Annotated in this window: 21 protein-coding genes, 1 other RNA gene and 1 other annotated feature; of the genes, 8 read left to right on the plus strand and 14 right to left on the minus strand. The window is 58.4% G+C overall.

Features of this window, described 5'->3' with window-relative positions; all coding sequences use genetic code 11:
• Positions 1-4: 4 nt before the first annotated feature.
• Positions 5-1,387, minus strand: coding sequence for a uracil-xanthine permease family protein (locus Q0J75_RS00645; protein ID WP_297195854.1), 1,383 nt, complete (start codon positions 1,385-1,387; stop codon positions 5-7).
• A gap of 320 nt (positions 1,388-1,707) precedes the next feature.
• Between Q0J75_RS00645 and Q0J75_RS00650 the strand changes: the two genes are divergently transcribed.
• Complete coding sequence (locus Q0J75_RS00650; protein ID WP_297195855.1) at positions 1,708-2,967, plus strand: diaminopimelate decarboxylase; 1,260 nt, start codon at positions 1,708-1,710, stop codon at positions 2,965-2,967.
• A 93-nt stretch (positions 2,968-3,060) separates the two neighbouring features.
• On the opposite strand, the gene rplL is transcribed toward Q0J75_RS00650, so the two are convergent.
• From rplL to rpmG, 7 genes are all read right to left on the minus strand, one after another.
• The gene (gene rplL, locus Q0J75_RS00655) at positions 3,061-3,435 is read right to left on the minus strand and encodes a 50S ribosomal protein L7/L12 (protein ID WP_087345801.1); all 375 of its coding nucleotides are present in this window, start codon (positions 3,433-3,435) and stop codon (positions 3,061-3,063) included.
• A 51-nt stretch (positions 3,436-3,486) separates the two neighbouring features.
• Positions 3,487-4,020 carry a 50S ribosomal protein L10 gene (rplJ, locus tag Q0J75_RS00660; protein ID WP_297195856.1) on the minus strand — a complete coding sequence of 178 codons (534 nt, stop codon included), beginning with the start codon at positions 4,018-4,020 and terminating at the stop codon, positions 3,487-3,489.
• Positions 4,021-4,065: 45 nt separating this feature from the next.
• Positions 4,066-4,201: a sequence feature (ribosomal protein L10 leader region), on the minus strand.
• A 118-nt stretch (positions 4,202-4,319) separates the two neighbouring features.
• Positions 4,320-5,012 (minus strand): 50S ribosomal protein L1, encoded by a 693-nt coding sequence (rplA, locus tag Q0J75_RS00665; RefSeq protein ID WP_297195857.1) that lies wholly within the window; start codon positions 5,010-5,012, stop codon positions 4,320-4,322.
• 20 nt (positions 5,013-5,032) lie between these two features.
• A complete protein-coding gene (gene rplK, locus Q0J75_RS00670) occupies positions 5,033-5,458 on the minus strand; it encodes a 50S ribosomal protein L11 (RefSeq protein ID WP_007489097.1) in 426 nt (141 codons plus the stop codon).
• Between the two features lie 91 nt (positions 5,459-5,549).
• The gene (gene nusG, locus Q0J75_RS00675; RefSeq protein ID WP_297195858.1) at positions 5,550-6,071 is read right to left on the minus strand and encodes a transcription termination/antitermination protein NusG; all 522 of its coding nucleotides are present in this window, start codon (positions 6,069-6,071) and stop codon (positions 5,550-5,552) included.
• Between the two features lie 10 nt (positions 6,072-6,081).
• Positions 6,082-6,366 carry a preprotein translocase subunit SecE gene (gene secE, locus Q0J75_RS00680; RefSeq protein WP_297195859.1) on the minus strand — a complete coding sequence of 95 codons (285 nt, stop codon included), beginning with the start codon at positions 6,364-6,366 and terminating at the stop codon, positions 6,082-6,084.
• Positions 6,367-6,409: 43 nt separating this feature from the next.
• Entirely contained in the window at positions 6,410-6,574 is a 165-nt protein-coding gene (gene rpmG / locus Q0J75_RS00685; protein WP_087188137.1) for a 50S ribosomal protein L33, read from the minus strand.
• Positions 6,575-6,888: 314 nt separating this feature from the next.
• Between rpmG and ruvX the strand changes: the two genes are divergently transcribed.
• Positions 6,889-7,308 carry a Holliday junction resolvase RuvX gene (ruvX, locus tag Q0J75_RS00690; RefSeq protein WP_297195860.1) on the plus strand — a complete coding sequence of 140 codons (420 nt, stop codon included), beginning with the start codon at positions 6,889-6,891 and terminating at the stop codon, positions 7,306-7,308.
• 6 nt (positions 7,309-7,314) lie between these two features.
• On the opposite strand, the gene Q0J75_RS00695 is transcribed toward ruvX, so the two are convergent.
• The 6 genes from Q0J75_RS00695 to Q0J75_RS00720 form a co-directional block, all read right to left on the minus strand.
• Positions 7,315-7,671 (minus strand): sulfite exporter TauE/SafE family protein, encoded by a 357-nt coding sequence (locus Q0J75_RS00695; protein WP_297195950.1) that lies wholly within the window; start codon positions 7,669-7,671, stop codon positions 7,315-7,317.
• Complete coding sequence (locus Q0J75_RS00700; protein WP_297195861.1) at positions 7,671-8,039, minus strand: TSUP family transporter; 369 nt, start codon at positions 8,037-8,039, stop codon at positions 7,671-7,673. Before Q0J75_RS00700 ends, Q0J75_RS00695 begins: the two co-directional genes overlap by 1 nt.
• Before the next feature lie 45 nt (positions 8,040-8,084).
• Positions 8,085-8,804, minus strand: coding sequence for a tRNA threonylcarbamoyladenosine dehydratase (locus Q0J75_RS00705; RefSeq protein ID WP_297195862.1), 720 nt, complete (start codon positions 8,802-8,804; stop codon positions 8,085-8,087).
• A gap of 66 nt (positions 8,805-8,870) precedes the next feature.
• Positions 8,871-10,457, minus strand: coding sequence for a peptidylprolyl isomerase (locus tag Q0J75_RS00710; protein WP_297195863.1), 1,587 nt, complete (start codon positions 10,455-10,457; stop codon positions 8,871-8,873).
• Positions 10,458-10,638: 181 nt separating this feature from the next.
• Positions 10,639-10,841, minus strand: a non-coding RNA gene (gene ssrS, locus Q0J75_RS00715) — 6S RNA.
• A 4-nt stretch (positions 10,842-10,845) separates the two neighbouring features.
• Positions 10,846-11,166, minus strand: a complete 321-nt coding sequence (locus Q0J75_RS00720; RefSeq protein WP_297195864.1) for a DUF1292 domain-containing protein — start codon at positions 11,164-11,166, stop codon at positions 10,846-10,848.
• Between the two features lie 298 nt (positions 11,167-11,464).
• Here Q0J75_RS00720 and Q0J75_RS00725 point away from each other — a divergent pair, with 298 nt between their 5' ends.
• The 6 genes from Q0J75_RS00725 (at position 11,465) to Q0J75_RS00750 (ending at position 19,446) form a co-directional block, all read left to right on the plus strand.
• Entirely contained in the window at positions 11,465-14,068 is a 2,604-nt protein-coding gene (locus tag Q0J75_RS00725; RefSeq protein WP_297195865.1) for a transglycosylase domain-containing protein, read from the plus strand.
• Positions 14,069-14,476: 408 nt separating this feature from the next.
• Complete coding sequence (locus Q0J75_RS00730) at positions 14,477-15,790, plus strand: S-layer homology domain-containing protein (RefSeq protein WP_297195866.1); 1,314 nt, start codon at positions 14,477-14,479, stop codon at positions 15,788-15,790.
• Between the two features lie 52 nt (positions 15,791-15,842).
• Positions 15,843-16,325: a DUF4358 domain-containing protein gene (locus Q0J75_RS00735; protein ID WP_297195867.1), complete on the plus strand. Its 483-nt coding sequence runs from the start codon at positions 15,843-15,845 to the stop codon at positions 16,323-16,325.
• 156 nt (positions 16,326-16,481) lie between these two features.
• A complete protein-coding gene (locus Q0J75_RS00740) occupies positions 16,482-17,690 on the plus strand; it encodes a LuxR C-terminal-related transcriptional regulator (protein WP_297195951.1) in 1,209 nt (402 codons plus the stop codon).
• A 290-nt stretch (positions 17,691-17,980) separates the two neighbouring features.
• The gene (locus tag Q0J75_RS00745; protein WP_297195868.1) at positions 17,981-18,712 is read left to right on the plus strand and encodes a LytR/AlgR family response regulator transcription factor; all 732 of its coding nucleotides are present in this window, start codon (positions 17,981-17,983) and stop codon (positions 18,710-18,712) included.
• The gene (locus tag Q0J75_RS00750) at positions 18,709-19,446 is read left to right on the plus strand and encodes a GHKL domain-containing protein (protein ID WP_297195869.1); all 738 of its coding nucleotides are present in this window, start codon (positions 18,709-18,711) and stop codon (positions 19,444-19,446) included. Before Q0J75_RS00745 ends, Q0J75_RS00750 begins: the two co-directional genes overlap by 4 nt.
• Positions 19,447-19,449: the final 3 nt, after the last annotated feature.

Genomic DNA, 19,449 nt, shown 5'->3' on the forward strand with positions numbered 1-19,449 from the left:
GGCGTTAATACCGTCCAAAATCGCCGGAGCGGCCCTCGGTCACGTCGGAGCCGAACACGTAGTCCTTGCCGGGCAGAATGGCGTTGAGGGCGATACCGGCAATGGCGGCGATGGCCAGATTGGTCAGGGTGATGTGGACCTCACCGATGGCAAAGGTGATACCGTCGGAGAAGCCCAGGCCGCACACCAGGATGACGGCGGCGATGATGAGGTTGCGGGAGTTGGTGAAGTCCACCCGGTTTTCCACTACGTTGCGCACGCCGATGGCGGAGATCATGCCGTAGAGGATAAAGGATACGCCGCCGATGATGGCGGTGGGGATGGAGTTGACGATGGCGGCAAAGGCGGGGGAGAAGGAGAGGACCACTGCGTAGATGGCCGCCAGTCGGACCACGTTGGGGTCATACACCCGGGAGAGCACCAGCACGCCGGTATTCTCGCCATAAGTGGTATTGGCGGGGCCGCCGAAGAGACCAGCCAGAGAGGTGGCCACGCCGTCGCCGATGAGGGTACGGTGGAGGCCGGGGTTCTCAATGAAGTTCTGGCCCACAGTGGCGGAGATGGCGGACATATCGCCAATGTGCTCCATCATGGCGGCCACAGCGATGGGGGCCATGACAAAGATGGAGGTCAGGTCAAACCGGGCCAGGAAGAAGGGCTGAATGCCCACTGGGGCAGAGGCGGCTACCCCGGAGAAGTCAATGAGCGGCACTACATTTCCGGCGGCGTCTAAGGCGGTGGCTCCCAGAGCATTGGCGATCACGGCGATGATATAGGCCCCCACCACGCCCAGCAGGATGGGGATGATCTTGACCATGCCCTTGCCCCAGATGTTGGCCACAATGATGATAGCCATGGCTACGATGGCCAGCCACCAGCAGGTGGAGGCGTTGGTGACGGCGGAGGGGGCCAGGTTGAGGCCGATGAGAATGATAATGGGGCCGGTAACCACCGGGGGCAGGAAACGCATGACCCGGCGCACGCCCACCACCTTGATGATGGCGGCTAGAATCACATAGAGCAAACCGGCTACCACAATGCCGCCGCAGGCGTATTGCAGCTTGACGGCGGGGGCCATACCGGCATATTTGCCGGTGTCCAGGGCAGCCACGGCGGCAAAACCGCCCAGGTAGGCGAAGGAGGAGCCCAGGAAGGCGGGTACCTTCAGGCGGGTGCAGAAATGGAAAAACAGGGTGCCGATACCGGCAAAGAATAGGGTGGTCTGGATGGACAGGGGCAGGCCGTAGCCCTGGACCAGGATGGGGACCAGCACAGTGGCACCAAACATGGCGAACATGTGCTGTAGGCCCAGAATGAGCATTTTGGGCAGACCCAGGGTACGGGCGTCCCGGATGGGCTCGCTGCCGGGGGTATTGGTTTGGTTCATAACAATCTCCTCTCCTTCGGTGCTGCGCAGAAAAAAAGCAATTGTCTTTTCCACAGAAAAAACAATTGCTTTGTTATGGGGTCCGTGTCAGATACAAAACCAGCTTTGCTGCCACGATAGACCCCTCCCGCACAACGCCAAAATTCATATTATTATACCAGCTTGCCTTAGGATGCGCAAGGGAGCGGCATAAAATTCTATCCTTTTGGGTAAATTTCTAAAGAAAGAAAGGAAAGAACCGGAAATCCCTCACCATCTGTCCATTGACAGATGGCTGTAACTTTACTATAGTAAATAGCAAAAGATAAGAAGGTGAACCCATGAAACGACCCTTTGTGACATTAGAACAGCTGCGCACCATGACCGAACAATACCCCACTCCCTTCCACCTGTACGACGAGAAGGGCATCCGGGAGAACGCCCGCCGCCTGAAGGCCGCCTTTGCCTGGAATCCGGGCTTCAAGGAGTATTTCGCGGTGAAGGCCACCCCCAACCCCACTATTTTGAAGATCCTGCGGGAGGAGGGCTGTGGCGCGGACTGCTCCTCCCTCACCGAGCTGATGCTCTCCCACCGCTGCGGGCTAACCGGGCCTGAGATCATGTTCTCCTCCAACGACACCCCGGCGGAGGACTTCAAGCTGGCCGCCCAGCTGGGTGCCACCATCAATCTGGACGATTTCACCCACATCGACTTCCTCAAGGATACTATCGGGTACATCCCGGAGACCATCTCCTGCCGGTTCAACCCCGGCGGCACCTTTACCATTGGGGAATCCGCCGAGGGCTTCCAGGTGATGGATAACCCCGGAGAGTCCAAATACGGCTTTACCCGGGAGCAGCTCTTTGAGGGCTTCAAAAAGCTGAAGGCCATGGGGGCCAAGCGGTTTGGCATCCACGCTTTCCTGGCCTCCAATACCCTGTCCAACGAGTACTATCCCACCCTGGCGGGCATCCTCTTCCAGCTGGCGGTGGAGCTGGAGCGGGAGACCGGCTGTGATATCTGCTTTATCAACCTGTCCGGCGGCGTGGGTATTCCCTACCAGCCCGATCAGCCCGCCAACGACATCGCCGCCATCGGCGAAGGGGTGCGAAAGCAGTTTGAGAAGATTCTGGTTCCGGCAGGCATGGGGGATGTGGCCATCTATACCGAGTTGGGCCGCTTCATGCTGGGGCCCAACGGCTGCCTGGTGACCCGTGTGCTCCATTTCAAGCACACCTACAAGGAGTACGTGGGGGTGGATGCTTGCGCCGCCAATCTGATGCGCCCGGCCATCTATGGGGCCTACCATCACATTACAGTCATGGGCAAGGAGGACGCCCCCTGCGACCATAAATATGACGTCACCGGCGGCCTGTGCGAGAACAACGATAAGTTTGCCATCGACCGGATGCTGCCCCAGGTGGAGCAGGGGGACCTGCTGGTGATCCACGACACCGGCGCCCACGGTTTCTCCATGGGCTATAACTATAACGGCAAGCTCCGCTCCGCCGAGGTACTGCTCCAGGAGGACGGCAACACCAAGCTGATCCGCCGGGCGGAGACCCCGGAGGACTATTTCGCCACCCTGATTTTTGACTGACAAAAGGCCCGACTGGAGATCCAGCCGGGCCTTTTCTGTAAAAAAAGACCTGCCGCAACGCGGCAGGTCTTTTTAGCTCATTGGAAAGCGGAATTACTTCAGCTCCACCTTGGCACCGACCTCTTCCAGCTTCTTCTTCAGCTCCTCGGCCTCGTCCTTGGAGACACCCTCCTTGATGGCCTTGGGGGCAGCCTCAACGGCAGCCTTGGCCTCGGCCAGGCCCAGACCGGTGATCTCACGGACAGCCTTGATGACCTTGATCTTCTCGGCGCCGACATCAGCCAGCACCACGTCGAACTCGGTCTTCTCCTCAGCAGCGGGAGCAGCAGCGCCGCCAGCGGCGGGAGCGGCCATAGCAGCGGCAGAAACGCCGAACTCCTCCTCCAGAGCGTGGACGAGCTCGGAGAGCTCCAGAACGGTCAGACCCTTAACCTCTTCAATGAGGGCAGTGATTTTCTCAGAAGCCATGATAGGTAACCTCCTAAATAAATTATGATTGATACAAAATGGTGCGGGGAATTACTCGGCGGCAGCCTCGGTGGACTCCACGGAGCCGCCCTTCTGTTCGCAGATGGCCTTGATGACGATAGCCAGGCTGGTGATGGGAGCCAGCATGGTGCCCAGGACCTGAGCCTGCAGGACCTCCTTGGAGGGCAGCTCGGCCAGAGCGGTGATCTCGTCCATGGACAGAACCTTGCCGTCCATGAAGCCGGCCTTGATGGTGAACTTGGCGCCGTTGAACTGCTTGGCGAACTTGTTGATCACCCGCATGGGGGCGATGGGATCGCCGTGAGACAGGGCCAGAGAAGTGGTGCCGTTGAGCACGTCGTCCATCTCGTTGAGACCCACGTTGTTGATGGCGAAACGCACCAGGGTGTTCTTCACTACGGCGTAGTCCAGCTCGTTCTTGCGGCACTCGGCGCGCAGAGCGGTGTCCTCGGCCACGGTGATGCCCTTGTAGTCCACCAGCACGCCGCTGGCGGCGCTCTTCAGCTTCTCGGTCAGCTCAGCCACGATGGCCTGCTTCTCGCTGAGAACCTTTGCGTTAGGCATTTGGATTCACCTCCGTTGAATTTGAGTTCAACTTTTCCGATGCAGTCACGCAACAAAAAAGCTGTTTCCGCATTCAAAGCAGCGAAAACAGCACAAAGAAATTCATTCCGTTGTGGCTGCATTCTCGGCAGGAATTATGGCTTGCACCCCCTGCTGTCTTTGAACACGAACGATAGTATACAATAGACCTCAAAAAATGTCAAGCACTTTTTTGAAAAAAGAGCACATTTTTAAGGGAATTCCAGTGAGAAGCAAAAGAAAACTGCGGAGCAGGGAACCTGCTCCGCAGTTGACAGTTATTACATGAGCTTAGCGCCGTTGATCTTCACGCCGGGGCCCATGGTGGAAGCACACACGCAGGAGCGAATGTACTGACCCTTGGCGGCGGAGGGCTTGGCCTTGATGATGGCGCCCATCAGAGCGTTGAAGTTCTCGGTCAGCTTCTCAGCACCGAAAGAGACCTTGCCGATGGGGCAGTGGATGATGTTGGTCTTGTCCAGACGGTACTCCACCTTACCGGCCTTGATCTCGGTAACAGCCTTGGCCACGTCGGGGGTGACGGTGCCGGCCTTGGGGGAGGGCATCAGGCCCTTGGGGCCCAGGACCTTACCCAGACGGCCCACAACGCCCATCATGTCGGGAGAAGCCACGACCACGTCGTAGTCAAACCAGTTTTCCTTTTGGATCTTCTCCACCATGTCCATCTCGCCCACGAAGTCGGCGCCGGCGGCCTTGGCGGCCTCAGCCTTGTCGCCCTTGGCGAAGACCAGCACCCGCTGGGTCTTGCCGGTGCCGTGGGGGAGAACGATGGCGCCGCGGACCTGCTGGTCGGCGTGACGGGAGTCAACACCCAGCTTCACGTGGAGCTCCACGGTCTCGTCGAACTTGGCGGGAGCGGTCTTGACCACCAGCTCCATGGCCTCAGCGGTATCGTACAGAGCGCTCTTGTCGATGAGCTTGGCGCTCTCCTGATATTTCTTGCCTCTAAACATGCTCTATTCCCTCCTTCGGCTTAGTCGCCCACCACGATGCCCATGGAACGGGCAGTGCCGGCGATCATGCTCATAGCCGCCTCGATGCTGGCCGCGTTCAGGTCGGGCATCTTGGTCTCGGCGATCTTGCGCACATCTTCCTTGCTGATGGTGGCCACCTTGGTCTTGTTGGGCACACCGGAGCCGGACTCGATGTTGCAGGCCTTCTTGATGAGGACGGCAGCGGGGGGAGTCTTGGTGATGAAGGTGAAGGAGCGGTCGGCGTAGACGGTGATCACCACGGGGATGATCAGGCCCACGTCATTCTTGGTGCGCTCGTTGAACTCCTTGGTGAAGGCGGCAATGTTGATGCCGTGCTGACCAAGGGCAGGACCGACGGGGGGCGCGGGAGTCGCCTTGCCCGCGGGAATCTGAAGTTTCACATAACCAGTAATTTTCTGTGCCATTTGAAACAGCACCTCCTACGATAAATGTGGTTGGAAGCGGAACTGCTTTGCAGTCCCTCCCACGTGCGGGGGAAAGGGCCGTGCCCGGGGCTTACTGAACGGGCTCTACCTCGTCCAGCTCCAGCTCCACGGGAGTCTCGCGGCCGAACATGGAGACCACCACCCGGACCTTGCTGCGGTCCAGGTCGATCTCCTCCACGGTGCCCAGGAAGGACTCCAGGGCGCCGTTGGTGATCTTGACATTGTCGCCCACCTGATAGTTGACAACCACCTCGCGCTTTTCCACGCCCAGGGCGGCGATCTCCTCATCGGTGAGGGGGATGGCCTTATTGCCGGAGCCCACAAATCCGGTGACGCCGCGTACGTTGCGTACCAGATGCCAGGTCTCATCGGTCAGAACCATCTTGACCAGCACATAGCCGGGGAACACCTTGCGCTCTACGGTCTTGGGGCCGTTGTCCGTAATCTCGGTTACGGTCTCCAAGGGAATGGTGACCTCGCAGATGAGGTCCCGCAGACCGCGGTTCTCCACAGCCTTTTCGATGCTGGCGGCCACGGTGTTTTCATAGCCGGAATAGGTATGGACCACATACCACTTCGCGTTCTCAGCCATTGTCTACACCTTAACCCTTGCCAAACAGGTCCAACAGGGCACGAATCACGGAGCCGGCGAGGGCGTCGAACACCCAGATGCAGATCCCAACAGCAATACAGCAGAGAATGACGATCACGGTGTTGTTGATGGTCTGTTTCTTGGTGGGCCACTGGACCTTCTTCAGCTCGCTCTTGAGTTCCTTGAACCACTTGCCGACGCGGGCGAAGAAGCCGGGCTTTTTGTCCGCCTTGACGTCCTTTTTCTTGTCCGCCTTTACGGGCTTGGCCTGCTCGAGCTTCTCGTTTTCAGACATTCCGTTCAACCCTTCTTTCTTTTGAGCCATCTTGCAGCACTCATTACTTGGTCTCGTTGTGGACCGTGTGCTTTCTGCAGAAGGGGCAGTACTTCTTCAATTCCAGACGGTCGGGAGTATTCTTCTTGTTCTTGTTGGTGTTATAGTTCCGCTGCTTGCACTCGGAGCAGCGCAGGGTGATCTTCACCCGGTTGCCGGCCTTCGCCATGTTCGGCACCTCCTTCATTGTTTGACCGCATAACAGCAAAAATGCCGGACGCGGCCGCAAGCCGAATCCAGCACGTACCGGCAGCGAAACGCCGCCGAATGGAACGTCACGGTGCGGATTCGGCATATTTGCCTCCCTATGTCTCACGCGGAGGGAAGGGTTTTGTACGTCATCACACCGTAAAAATGCGCACAAAAAAAGAGCCCTTTTTCATAGGTGACTGAACTATACCACAGCTGCCCAAAGAAGTCAAGCACTTTCCCCTTGTTTTTTTGCCGCTTTTTCTGTATAGTGGGGGAAAAGGAGTGTTGAATGTGCGTATTATGGCCATTGATTACGGCGACGCCCGGACGGGCGTGGCCATTTCCGATCCCACCGGCCTGCTGGCCGGTTATACCACCGTGATCCACAGCCGGAAGGCGGAGGTCGTGGCACAGGAACTGGCCCGGCTGGTGAAGGAGCACCAGGTGGACGAGCTGGTGATGGGCTTTCCCCGGAATATGGACGGTACCGAGGGCCCCCGGGCGGAGCTGTATAAGGCTTTTGCCGGGCAGGTAGAGGCGGCCTGCGGCCTATGCCCGGTACTGTGGGATGAGCGGCGCACCACCGTGGAGGCCCACAATATCCTCCACGCCTCGGGGAAAAAGATGAAGAACCACAAGAAAACCGTGGACGCAGTTGCCGCTACGCTGATTTTGGAGGGCTATCTCACCTTCAAGCGGGCCAGAGGATAACAAGAGTCACGCTTTACGGAACAGCTCCCGCAGGCCCACCACCAGCAGAAAGCCACCAAAGCACCGCCGCAGCAGGCCGGTGTCCAGGCCGGTGGCGGCCCAGGCGGCCAGCGCCGCGCAGGCCAGGCCGGTGAGGATGGCGGGGAGCAGGACGGATGTTTCTACATAGCCGTGCTTCAGATGGGCAGGGAGGGCGGCGCCGGCGGAGGGCAGGAAATAGAGCAGGTTGATGCCTTGGGCCTGACTCTGCGCCATACCGGCCAAGTTGGTCAGGTAGATGAGCAGCAGGGTACCCCCTCCCACGCCGAAGCCGGAGAGCACGCCGGTGGCGGCCCCCGCCGCCACGGCCAGCAGCCAGCCCATCAAAAGAAAAGAGACCTCACCCCGCCGTAGAGCAGCAGCAGGGCAAACAGGCGGCGAAGCCACACCATATTGATGTGCTTGAATATGGTTCCGCCAATCCATCCGCCGATCAGTCCCCCCAGCAGATAGGGCAGGGCGGCGGTCAGCTCTACGCCGCCCCGGAACAGGTAGATGATAGCAGACAGTCCGCACAGGGGCAGAATGATGGCTACCGAGGTGGCAAAAGCCTTCCTTTGGCCCAGGCCGCACCAGCCCGCCAGCAGCGGCACCAGCACCATGCCGCCCCCGCCGCCGAAAAAGCCGTTGACCAGGCCCGCTGCCCCACCGGCCAGGGCGGGCCGCAGCATATTTTCCTTTTTTCCGCGCAAAAAACATCCCTCCATTGACCGTAGTATGTCAACGGAGGGATATTTTTATACAGATTGCAGCCCGGCCAGAGTGAGCGCCACGTCGCCGGCCATCATCAGCCCTGCTACCGGGGGGACCCAGGCCACGCTGCCGGGTACGGAACGGCGGCCGGGAGGCGGAGCCTCATGCTGGATGGCCTGCTTGGGCTCCTCCGGGGACCACAGTACCCGGTGGTGATGGATGCCACGGTTGCGCAGCTCCTTACGCACCACCCGGGCCAGCGGACAGCCCTCGGTTTTGGAGAGGTCGGAGATGCGGAACTGGGAGGGGTCCAGCTTGTTGCCGGTGCCCAGAACGGAGAGAATGGGGATATTTTTGGCAAGGGAGGTCTCGATCAGGTCCAGTTTACAGGATACCAGGTCGATACAATCCACAATATAGTCATACCGTGTGGAAAAAAAGGTGTCTCGATTGGCTGCCTCGTATTTTTCCACTCGCACTGTGGTACGGCAGGTGGGGTTGATGTCGGCAATGCGGCGGGCCATGGCCTCCGCCTTTGGGATGCCCAGAGTGGACAGGGTGGCTTCCACCTGCCGGTTTAAATTGGTCATGCCCACCTCATCGTGATCCACCAGGGTGAGGGCTCCCACACCGGAGCGGGCCAGGGCCTCGGCGCACCAGCTGCCCACGCCTCCCAGACCAAACACCGCTACATGGGCAGCGGCCAGCCGCTCCATGGCCTCCGCCCCCAGCAGCATTTCCGTCCGCAGAAATTTCTCGTCCATAGTGCCTCCTTGTACAAAAAGCGGACGGGATATCCCGTCCGCTTTTTATTTTTATCTTGGGTCAGATCAGCCCACGTAGGACAGGCCGTCGCCCTGGGTGACCTCCAGATCGGTCACCATGCCGTCAATCCACTCGTTGGTGCGGTCATCCTTCAGGGTGCTGGTCACATTCACCTTCCAAGCCAGCTCGTCCTGACCCTGGAAGTAGATGATATGCCAGCCCTGCTGGCCGCTCTGGGTATTTTCCACCAGGCCGGTGTCGCCGCTCTGGCGGCTGGCGTCAAAGATCCAGTCATTGAAAGCGTCAAACATCTCGCCGGGCACAACCTGCTCGTACAGGCCGCCGTTGGTGTTGGAGCCGGGATCGTCGGAGTTGGCATTGGCCAGCTCGCCGAAGGACTCAGCGGTCTTGTCGCCGGACTCCCACTGGGCCAGCAGGCTCTCAGCCTCCGCCTTGGCGGCGTCCAGAGAAGCCTGAGAGGGAACGGTGCTCTCGTCCACATCGGTGGTGGCGGGATCGTCCTGCTGATCCAGCTCGGCCTGAATCAGAATGTGGCGGATGTCAACAGAGGGGGTCTCATCCAGATAGCGGTTCTGGAAGACCAGCACATAGTAGCCGCTGGTATCCTCAATCACGGTGACGTCACCGCTCTGGCGGGCGCTGTCCTGGAGCCAGCTGGAATAGGTGCTGGACAGGTTGGAGCCCTTGGTAACGTTCAGGGTGCTGTAGTCGCTCTGGGCATCGGTACCCACATACTGGGTCACCTGGGCCAGGAAGGCGGCGCCCTTATCGTCAGCCTCGTTGAGGGTGGCAGCGAATGTGTCGGCCTTCTCCTTGGCCTCAGCCATGGCGGCCTCCTTCTCCTCTTCAGTGGGCTCCACCGTATTGCCGTCGGCGTCGGTGGTGGACTGGGCGGTGCCGTCGATCAGCGCGTAGTAGTACTCATAGGTGTCCAGAGAATCCTTGTTCTCGGTGTAGTAGGTGTTCAGATCCTCATCGGTGATGCTGAGATTGTCCTTGTAATGCTGCTGGTACTCCTGGAGCAGAACGGTCCGCTCCACGCAGGTCCGGTAGGCGCTCTTGGTCATATACTTGCCGTAATAGGCCCGCAGGTAACCCTCCAGGTTGTTATAGCCGTACTGGGTGGCGACGGCCGCGGTGTTCTCGATCTGCTCGTCCACGCTGGCCTTGCCCTCGTCGCTGAGGGTAAAGCCCTCCTCGGCGGCGGAGTTCTCCAGGGCGGCGGCGGCCTTCAGAGCGGTAGTGGCCTGCTCCAGGAAATAATCCCGGTAGGTCTGGGTCTGGGCCTCGTCCCGATACTGCTCGGCGGGGTCCACGCTGTTGTCAAAGCTGGACATGCCGTACATGCTCAGGGTGTATTCCTGATTGAGGGCGGAACGGTAGTAGTATTCCACATCGGTCACTTTATAGTCGCGCCCGGCAATGCTCATGGCGGTCTGAGCCCGCTGGAAGATGCCGGAATCCCATACCAGGAGAATCACCACCAGGATGGCGACGATGACGCCGATGGCGGCATACAGTACCGTTTTCTGCTTGGCGGCCTTCTGCTCTTTGAGCTCAGCCCGCTCTTTCTGCGTCATGGCCCGCTGGGGGTCGGCCTGGCGCTGTCTTCTTTCTCTGGATGCGCTCATTTGTTTGCTTCAGTCCTCTCGTCAATGTTCCTGCTGGAGCAGGGACGGGGCAAGCCCCATCTTTGATAGACAAATTCGTATTATACAGGAAACTTCCCGGGCTTTCAAGCCCAAAAACGGGTTTTACACTTTGTTCAGATTTTTCAGAAAAAAAGAAAACCCCACGAAACAAATGTTTCGTGGGGGTCCCGCTCTGGCCGTGCGGATCCATTTAAAACCTGCACGTGATGGCAGGTGGGTTGCCTCCATGATGTTTCGTTGCTTCCAACTTCCAGCGGACCCCATCAGGGGTGCCGGGAGGCCTGCAGTCCGCACCATGAGTGGGGCATCCCGTTTGAGAAATGTGGGTTTAAATAAAACCCGTCACGCACCGAGCAGGAATTCCGGTTCAGGAAGGGTCCTCCTCCTCATCGGCAAAGAGGGCTTCCATAAACTGCTGATAGACCAGCTCCAATTCTTCATCACTGTCCAGGGTGGAGAGCTGATCCTCGCCGTCCACATGGACGACCTTCAGGATGATGAGGCCGTTTTCCTCGTCGTCCAGATCCACCTCTTCCACCGTGTCGCCCTGTTCCTCCCCCTGAACAGCGGGAAAGAAGGCCATATAGGTCTGACCGTTGTAATCCAGGGTGTCTAAGTGCTCCAACTCAAACTCGTTGCCGTCCTCGTCGGTCACAGTGATAAAATCGGGGCCAAACTCTTCACTCATATCAGGCACCATACCTTCCTTGACTTCTTTTCTATTGTAGCCTGTAGCGGACAAAAAAGCAAGAGCGGGATGGGTCAAATTTTTGGAGACAACCAGATATATCCAAAAATAGAAGGAAAGAGGGTGGACAACGGGGAAGAACGTGATATAATAACATCAATTCTCAGTAAAGCACTTTTACCGAGAAAGGTACCAAAAGACCGGTTCCACCTAATATGGAGGTGTCATTTTGCCGTCAAGATCGAATGAAAACTACCCGCAGCCCCGGCCCCGCCGGAGCCAGAAGCAAGCCTCTCCCGTGCTGCATGTGTTTGGCGTGATAGGAAAGGTCCTGGGGACCTTCCTGCTGGTCATGCTCATCACCGGGATCATTTTGGCCTGTTTCGCCATGGCTTATATCAAGCAGGTCATCCTGCCCCAAGCCCATCTGGATGCCAACTTTGATATGAACCTGACCAGCACCATCTATTATATGGACTCCAGCACCGGACAATACGTGGAGCATCTTTCCCTCCATGGATCAGAAAACCGGGAGCTGGTGACCTACGATCAGATTCCTCAGAATCTGATCAACGCCACCATCGCCATTGAGGACGAGCGTTTTCTGACCCACAACGGCGTGGACTGGAAACGCACCTTAAACGGTGTGCTGCTTATGTTTACCGGAAAGGATATCCAGGGCGGCTCCACCATCACCCAGCAGCTGATCAAAAACGTCACCCAGTACGATGATGTGACGGTCAAGCGCAAAATTTTGGAGATTTTTACCGCTTTGGACTTTGACGCTACCTACTCCAAGGAGCAGATCATGGAGTGGTACCTCAACTATATCTATCTGGGCGATGGCTGTTCCGGTGTAGCCACCGCCGCCAAGAACTACTTTGGCAAAGAAGTGTCTGAGCTGAGTCTGGCCGAGTGCGCCAGCCTCATCAGCATCACCAACAATCCCACCCTGTATGGACCCAATTCCAGCATACGCATCACCAACGAGAAGACCGGAGAGGTCACCACCGGCCGGGAGCGCAACAAGGAGCGCCAGGAGCTGGTGCTGTGGAAAATGAAGGAATTGAATATGATCTCCGAGCAGGAGTACCAGGAAGCGGTGGCGGAGGAGCTGGTCTTCACCCGCAGCGAGGATGAGAGCAAGCCCACCACCATCTATAATTGGTATGATGAGCAGGTCATCACCGATGTGATCAACGACCTGATGGAGGAGAAAGGATACTCTCAGACGCTGGCGGAAAACACGGTGCTCTCCGGCGGCCTGAAGATCTATGCCTGTGTGGATACCCGCATCCAGTCCATTGTGGAATCGGTGTACTACGACCAGAACAGCCTTAAGCTGCCCTCCAAGAAGGGACAGGATATCCAGTCCTCCATTGTTATCATTGACCCCCAGGGTAATGTGGTGGGTCTGGCTGGCGCCTTGGGCAGCAAGGACGCCAACCGGGTGCTGAATATGGCCAGCGGCACGGTGCGGCAGCCCGGCTCCTCCATTAAGCCCCTGTCGGTTTACGCGCCCGCCATTGAGCTGGGCCTGATCACACCGGCGTCGGTGTACGCGGATGAACCGGTGCGGGTCCTCAACGGGAAAAACTGGCCGCTGAACAACCCCCAGACCTATCGGGGCGACATCACCGTGGAGACTGCTCTGGAGGTCTCCTCCAACCCGGTGGCCGTGCGTATTCTGGAAGAGATGGGCGCCGAGACCTCCTTCAACTTTGTGGAGGAGAATTTCCACATTGATTTGGAGGACTATTACCTGAGCAACGGCGAGGTCAAAAACGATTACGGTTCCAGCCAGCTGGCTCTGGGCGGTCTGACCCACGGCGTCAGCGTTATGGATATGGCTGCTGCTTACTCGGTCTTCCCGCGGGACGGCACGTATCTGGAGCCCCGCACCTATAGCAAGGTCACCCGGGAAGTAAACGGGGTGGAAGAGGTCCTGCTGGACAACACCAACACTGAGGGAGAGGTGATCCTGAGTACCCGGACCACCTATTATATGAATGAGATGCTCAAGAACGTGGTGACCAGCGGTACCGGTACCGCCGCCCGGATCTCGGGTATGACGGTGGCTGGTAAGACCGGTTCCACCACGGCCAACAATGACCGCTGGTTTGTGGGCTATACCCCCTACTACACCGCTGCGGTGTGGGTGGGCTACAAGACCCCGGAGCGGATCTACGCCAACAATAACCCGGCTGCCGTCATGTGGCAGAAGGTAATGAGCCAGGTCCATGAGGGCCTTGCCAACAAGGACTTTACAGAGGCCAGCGGTCTGACCACCGTGCAGATCTGTAAGGACAGCGGCCTGCGGGCCACCGATGCCTGCCGCAGCGATCCCAGAGGGGACCGGGTCATGCAGGTGAGCGTCTTCCCGGAGGACGCTCCGGCAGAGAACTGCGGCTCCCACGTCCTGGTGGAGGTGTGTACCGAGTCGCCCATTGTGGATGCCGACGGCAACGCCGTGTCGGGCCTGTACCATCTGGCCGGGGAGTTCTGCCCCAGAGAGGCCAACGAGGCCCAGGGTATTACCCAGGGAACGGTAACGTCCATCGGTGTGCTCACGGGCAACACGGGAGACAGCCAGTATACCAAGGCGTATCTGGAATCTCAAGGGAGCTGTACGGTCCACACCAGCGAGACCAAGCCTGAGGACCCCACAGAATATGACCCCTCCACCTTCCGGCTGGAGGACCAGTCCACCTGGCCCACTCAGGAGCAGTGGCCGGGCTTCAATCCGGAGGACCCGTCCACGTATCCCACGGTGTCTACCGAGCCCTCGCCGCCTCCAACGACGGAGCCAACTGATACGCCGGAGCCGGTCATCACGCCATCTCCCACACCGCCGCCGGAGGAAACCCCTTCTGAGGAGCCCTATATTCCGGCAGGCGGATAACCGGACGCCGGAAACCGGGGTCGGGGTTGCCAAGACCCTTTGATATAGTAAAAATGGCCGCCGAAAGGCGGCCATTTTTGCGCGGAAACGCTTCCGTTTGTACAGATGGCAAGGGCGGCAGAATGATTCTGAAGATTTGAAAAGAAAAACATCAGCAAAATGTAAGGGGCCGGGAATCGGGCTATGACCGGATGGTTTGCACGGATTTTTGATCGGTTTTCAGCTCTGTCTCCCCTAAAATTCAGGGAAAAAGTCCGGCTGACTGGTGGCGGACAGGGTAAAAACGGGGCGTCTTGGAAAATACCTGTCGAAAGAGGGACCAACTTGCGGTAAGAGAACCGTTTCCCTACTGGACGCGTACGGAAAAATCTGATAAACTGAAGCCAAATCACAGCAGGAGGGAAGCATATGCTGATCCAACAGATCGTTGCATATTTACTCGCAGGGGTGCTGGTGACTGGCGGCACATCGGTAACAGACATTCAGGATGTGCCCCAGGATCACTGGTCCCACCCCTATGTCTCCTATATGGTGGAGCATGAGATCATGTATACCACCAAGGCGGGGTATTTCCTGGGCGAGGCCCAGATCAACCGGGGCAATTTTGTGCGCAGCCTGTGGCTGGCGGCAGGCAGCCCTGAGGGAGCCCAGGCTGATTTTACCGACGTGGGGCCGGAGGACCCCTGTTATCAGGCGGTAGGCTGGGCGGTGGAGCAGGGCATCACCCAGGGCACCGATGCCACCACCTTTTCCCCTGCCGCCTATCTGGACCGGGAACAGGCCTTTACCTTCCTGTGGCGGGCGCTGCCGGTCTTTGGCGTGGAGCAGCGGGAGGGGCTGTCCGGCGGCCTGGCAGAGTTCCAGGATGTGGACGCAGTGAGCGACTGGGCGCTGACAGCCATTGGGGACCTCTATGACAGAGGAATCGTCAGCGGCAATGGGGAGGGGGCCTTGGCGCCTCAGGACCCAGTAACCCGCAGCGAGACGGCCACGCTCCTCTATAAAACCATGCATTTGGAGGCGGGGAGCGAGGGCGGTACAGAGCCCGCTGTCCCCACCACGACCACTGATACCGATGCGCCCATGGCCGATTGGTCCTGGTTTGACGACGCGGTCTTTGTGGGCGACTCAGTCTCCCTTAAGCTTACCGGCTATGTCACCAAGATGCGCAAAACTGAGCCCGACTATCTGGGAAAGGCCCAGTTCCTGACTGCCGGCAGTTTGGGCAGCGGAAACGCTTTATGGGAGGTAAGTGACCAGTCGGTACACCCCCTCTATCAGGGTACCAAGATGCGTCTGGAAGATTCCATTCACGCCTGCGGCGCCAAGAAACTGTATATCCTGCTGGGCATGAACGACGTGGGGATGTATGGCGTGGACGACTCGGCGGCCAATATGGAGACGCTGCTCAAGCTGATTCAGGAGAAGACCCCTGACCTGGAGATCTTTGTCCAGTCCGCCACCCCCATCCACAAGGGAAATGAGAAGAAGGTCCTGAATAACGCCAACCTGCGGGCTTATAACGAAAAGCTCAAGGAGATGTGCCAGCGCAACGGCTATCACTATGTGGACGTGGCCTCTGTCCTCACCGATGAGGAGGGCTATCTGCCCAGCGCCTATTGCAGCGACGCCTCCGGGATGGGAATGCACTTTACCGACGAGGCCTGCCGTATCTGGGTGGACTATCTCCGGCAGGACGCCGCCGCCCGACAGGCGGAGTGAAGTCGGAAACAGATTAAATCAGCGGCGATAGCCGCGGAAAAAGGTGATTGTAATGAAAAAAATCCTGCGCAATTTGACGCTGGCGTCCTTAGCAACCCTGCTGCTTCTGATGGTTACCGCCTGTAACGGACAGCAGAAGACGGCCGATCTGGATGTGAAAGCGGTCATGGCGGATATGCTGGAGCAATATCCCATTCAGGACGGCATGGAACTGAGCGAAAGCGACCTGCTTAATTTCTACGGCATCCAGGCCGAGCAGGTGGATGATTTTGCCGCTGCGCTGGCCGCTGACGGCATTACCGCCAATGAGATCGTGCTGATCAAGGCTAAGGACGAGGGCAGCGCCGCGGAGGTGGAGACCAAGCTGCAAAACCGGCTGGACGCCCGCCGCAACGAGCTCAACGGCTACCTGCCCGACCAGTACGAGATCGTGGAGAAGAGCGAGGTCAAACGGGACGGCGTCTATGTGCGCCTTATCATTTCTCCCCAGCAGGACGCGCTGGTGGAGCTCTACAACGGCTATCTCAACGGCTGACCATCGGAATGGATTTGAAAAAGCCTCATCTCCGCCAAGAACGGCGGGGATGAGGCTTTTTTGCGCCATTGGGGACTGGGGGCGGCTCTTGAAACTATGCGGGAAAACGCATATAATAGAAACAATATTTGTGTGAGGTGATGGGCTGTGGAATACATGACTGTACGGGAGGCAGCTCAGCAGTGGAACATTTCCCAGCGCCTGATCCAGCAGTATTGCATCGAAGGGCGCATTGGGGGAGCTAAGAAATTCAGCGGAGCCTGGGCGATTCCCGTAGGCGCCAAAAAACCGGAGGACCCCAGGAAAACCAGAAAGCAGGAGGTGCCCAAGCCGCCTGTGCCGCAGCCAGTTCCGGAGCACATCCCTTCGCCGCTGATTCCCATGCCGTTGCTGAACGGGGCATTTGAACCGGGACACTGTATGGAATATGTGAATGGGATCCAGGATGCCCGGCTGAGAGATATCGCCTTGACTGAATACTACTATTTCAGCGGCCGGGCAGAGGAGGCGGCCCGGATGGCAGAGCTCTACATCTCCCATCCCGACCCTGTCCTGCGGCTGTCAGCCTGCCTGCTCTATGCCTATTCCAACCTGTCAAACGGACAGATCCACAGGGTGCGCTATGCGCTGGCGGAGGTGCGCAATACCCTGGCTGCCGCCGATGAAAATACCCCGCCATCCCTGCGGGCCACGGCAGCCTTTGTGGTCGCCACCGCCGCCGTGCTGCTCCATCTGCCCCTGCCGGAGGAGGTGGGGGTTTTACGGGAACAGATCCGGTTTCTCCCGCCGGGGCTGCGGATGTTTGCCCTCTATGTAGAAGCACACCGCATTTATCTACAGGGGGATTATGGGAAAAGCATCGGCATTGTGGAGACTGCCCTGGCCATGCAGACGAAGGTATACCCTATTCCCGCCATTTATTTGCATCTGGCGGCGGTGATGGACTACATGAGTTTGAAGCAGTCGGAACAGGCCCAGGCCCATCTGCTCTCTGCCTGGGCTCTGGCCCAGCCTGACGACCTGATCGAGGGACTGGGCGAGCACCATGGCCTGCTGGGAGGAATGCTGGAGGCGGTTCTGAAAAAGGACTGGCCGGAGGATTTCAAGCGGATCATCGCCATCACCTACCGCTTTTCCGCCGGCTGGCGCAAGGTCCACAATCCGGTCACAGGGGAGGACGTGGCCGACAATCTGACCACCACCGAGTTTGCCGCCGCCATGCTGGCGGCCCGGGGCTGGACCAACCAGGAGATCGCTGACCACATGGGCCTTTCCCCCAATACCGTCAAGCGGTATATCTCTACCGCTCTGCAAAAATTGAATATCAAGCAGCGAAAGGATCTGAAACGCCATATGCTGCGTTGAGGACCTGTGTTAGCCTGCTGGGAAAACGTATTTATCTGCGTTCTTCCGCAGGCATAGTCCTTTTTTGGTGGTCAAACGGGTGATTGCTGCCAGCCTTCCATGTGCTATGATAAAGATACCATTTTATTCAGGTTAAGACCAGAGTGGACTGGAGGGGAGCGGCCCATGTATATACAAAATCTGCGGAAAGCCCATGCCAAATGCCTGAACGCCGGGCCGGTACTCCGGCGGATTCCCGCATAGACGGGAGTCCGCCGTGGCGCACAGAAGAGAGAAAGGAGCGACAGCCCATGGAAAAGCTCTCCATTGCCATTTGCGACGACCTGGCGGAGGAACGAATCGGACTGGCTAAAATGGTAGGGGCCTACTGTGCCCGGTGTGATTTGAACCCCAAGCTGCGGCTTTTCGCCAGCGGGGACGAGCTGCTGCATGTATTCTCCCAGCCCCGGCAGTTCCAGATGGTTTTTTTGGATATCTATATGTCGGGATATTCGGGAACGGAGACGGCCCGCCGCATCCGGGACATTGACCAGGACGTGCCCATTCTCTTTGCCACCACCAGCCAGGACCACGGCCTGGACAGTTTCCGGGTGCAGGCTGCCGACTATCTGGTCAAGCCCATCCAGCCGGACGATGTGGCCCGGGCCATGGACTGGTGCCTGGAACACGTTCCCGAGCCGTTGCGCTGTCTGTCGGTTCTGGCGGAAGGGGAGTGGGTGGATATCCCCCTTTCCACCATCCAATATATCGACGTCTACGGCCATCATTCCTGTATCCATACCGATCAGAAGGATGTGGTGACCCGGCGGGGTTTGGATGATCTGGAGCGCGCCATTGACAGCCGGGATTTTCTGCGCTGTCATCGGAGCGCGCTGGTCAACATGAATTACATCCAGGGCCTGGAGGGAAATGATTTCCGTATGAGGGACAATAGCCTGGTACCCATCAGTTCGTCCAATTCCCCCCAGATTCGCAATCAGTTCATCGACTGGACCTATTTCAAGGCTTGGGGGCAGACATGAAGCCATTTTTCTTTCTCGTGTTGGTGGCGCTGGCTGGAGCGGTGCTGGCTGCTTTGGTGTGGATTGTGCGCCTGCGAAAGGCTTTGCGTCAGAAGCAGGAGGAAAATCAGCGGCTGAAGCGGGTGCTTCTTTTGGGTTCTCACAGCGCCCAGGAGGACCTGAGCGCCCTGCGGAAGCTGCGCCATGACCTGCGCCACTATCTGCTTATGACGGATACCGCCACACTGCCGGAAGATCTGGGTAAGACGCTGGAGCAGCCCATGTCCGCGGAGAGTGGACAGAGCTGGGCTCTGACCTCATTGGAGCGCTATTACCGCGACCAGGGGGAGGCCCTTGGCTTTGAGACCGATATCCGCCTGAACCTGGAGCTGCCCCAGGAGGAGCTCCTCCCCGACCTGTGCCTAGTGGTGAGCAATTTGCTGGAAAACGCGGTGGAGGCCTTGCAGCGGGAGGGAGGCGGCTGGCTGCGGGCCAGAAGCAAATCAGCGCCTGGGTATGTCTCTCTGGTGGTTTGCAATTCCTGTTCCCAGGTTCTGCGTACCTGGAACGGGCGCTATCTGTCCAGCAAGGCGGAAGGCAGGTTCGGCATGGGGCTGGCCACCGTACAGGAGATTGCCCGGCGGTACGGCGGTTCATGGGAGTTTTCTGCCGATGGTACCCAGTTCCGCGCGGTGGTTTTTCTGCCCTGCCCGGCGCCCCCGTCATCTGGTGAGGAAGCTCCTTCGTCTCAGTGAGAT

The sequence above is a fragment of the uncultured Flavonifractor sp. genome, from assembly GCF_944385615.1.
Taxonomy (GTDB): domain Bacteria; phylum Bacillota; class Clostridia; order Oscillospirales; family Oscillospiraceae; genus Flavonifractor.

Excerpts from the sequence above, each read along its gene's own strand:
- Q0J75_RS00645 (WP_297195854.1), bottom strand. The coding sequence starts at position 1,387 with ATGAACCAAACCAATACCCCCGGCAGCGAGCCCATCCGGGACGCCCGT.
- Q0J75_RS00650 (WP_297195855.1), top strand. The coding sequence starts at position 1,708 with ATGAAACGACCCTTTGTGACATTAGAACAGCTGCGCACCATGACCGAA.
- rplL (WP_087345801.1), bottom strand. The coding sequence starts at position 3,435 with ATGGCTTCTGAGAAAATCACTGCCCTCATTGAAGAGGTTAAGGGTCTG.
- rplJ (WP_297195856.1), bottom strand. The coding sequence starts at position 4,020 with ATGCCTAACGCAAAGGTTCTCAGCGAGAAGCAGGCCATCGTGGCTGAG.
- rplA (WP_297195857.1), bottom strand. The coding sequence starts at position 5,012 with ATGTTTAGAGGCAAGAAATATCAGGAGAGCGCCAAGCTCATCGACAAG.
- rplK (WP_007489097.1), bottom strand. The coding sequence starts at position 5,458 with ATGGCACAGAAAATTACTGGTTATGTGAAACTTCAGATTCCCGCGGGC.
- nusG (WP_297195858.1), bottom strand. The coding sequence starts at position 6,071 with ATGGCTGAGAACGCGAAGTGGTATGTGGTCCATACCTATTCCGGCTAT.
- secE (WP_297195859.1), bottom strand. The coding sequence starts at position 6,366 with ATGTCTGAAAACGAGAAGCTCGAGCAGGCCAAGCCCGTAAAGGCGGAC.
- rpmG (WP_087188137.1), bottom strand. The coding sequence starts at position 6,574 with ATGGCGAAGGCCGGCAACCGGGTGAAGATCACCCTGCGCTGCTCCGAG.
- Q0J75_RS00695 (WP_297195950.1), bottom strand. The coding sequence starts at position 7,671 with ATGGGCTGGCTGCTGGCCGTGGCGGCGGGGGCCGCCACCGGCGTGCTC.
- Q0J75_RS00705 (WP_297195862.1), bottom strand. The coding sequence starts at position 8,804 with ATGGACGAGAAATTTCTGCGGACGGAAATGCTGCTGGGGGCGGAGGCC.
- Q0J75_RS00710 (WP_297195863.1), bottom strand. The coding sequence starts at position 10,457 with ATGAGCGCATCCAGAGAAAGAAGACAGCGCCAGGCCGACCCCCAGCGG.
- Q0J75_RS00720 (WP_297195864.1), bottom strand. The coding sequence starts at position 11,166 with ATGAGTGAAGAGTTTGGCCCCGATTTTATCACTGTGACCGACGAGGAC.
- Q0J75_RS00730 (WP_297195866.1), top strand. The coding sequence starts at position 14,477 with ATGCTGATCCAACAGATCGTTGCATATTTACTCGCAGGGGTGCTGGTG.
- Q0J75_RS00735 (WP_297195867.1), top strand. The coding sequence starts at position 15,843 with ATGAAAAAAATCCTGCGCAATTTGACGCTGGCGTCCTTAGCAACCCTG.
- Q0J75_RS00740 (WP_297195951.1), top strand. The coding sequence starts at position 16,482 with ATGACTGTACGGGAGGCAGCTCAGCAGTGGAACATTTCCCAGCGCCTG.
- Q0J75_RS00745 (WP_297195868.1), top strand. The coding sequence starts at position 17,981 with ATGGAAAAGCTCTCCATTGCCATTTGCGACGACCTGGCGGAGGAACGA.
- Q0J75_RS00750 (WP_297195869.1), top strand. The coding sequence starts at position 18,709 with ATGAAGCCATTTTTCTTTCTCGTGTTGGTGGCGCTGGCTGGAGCGGTG.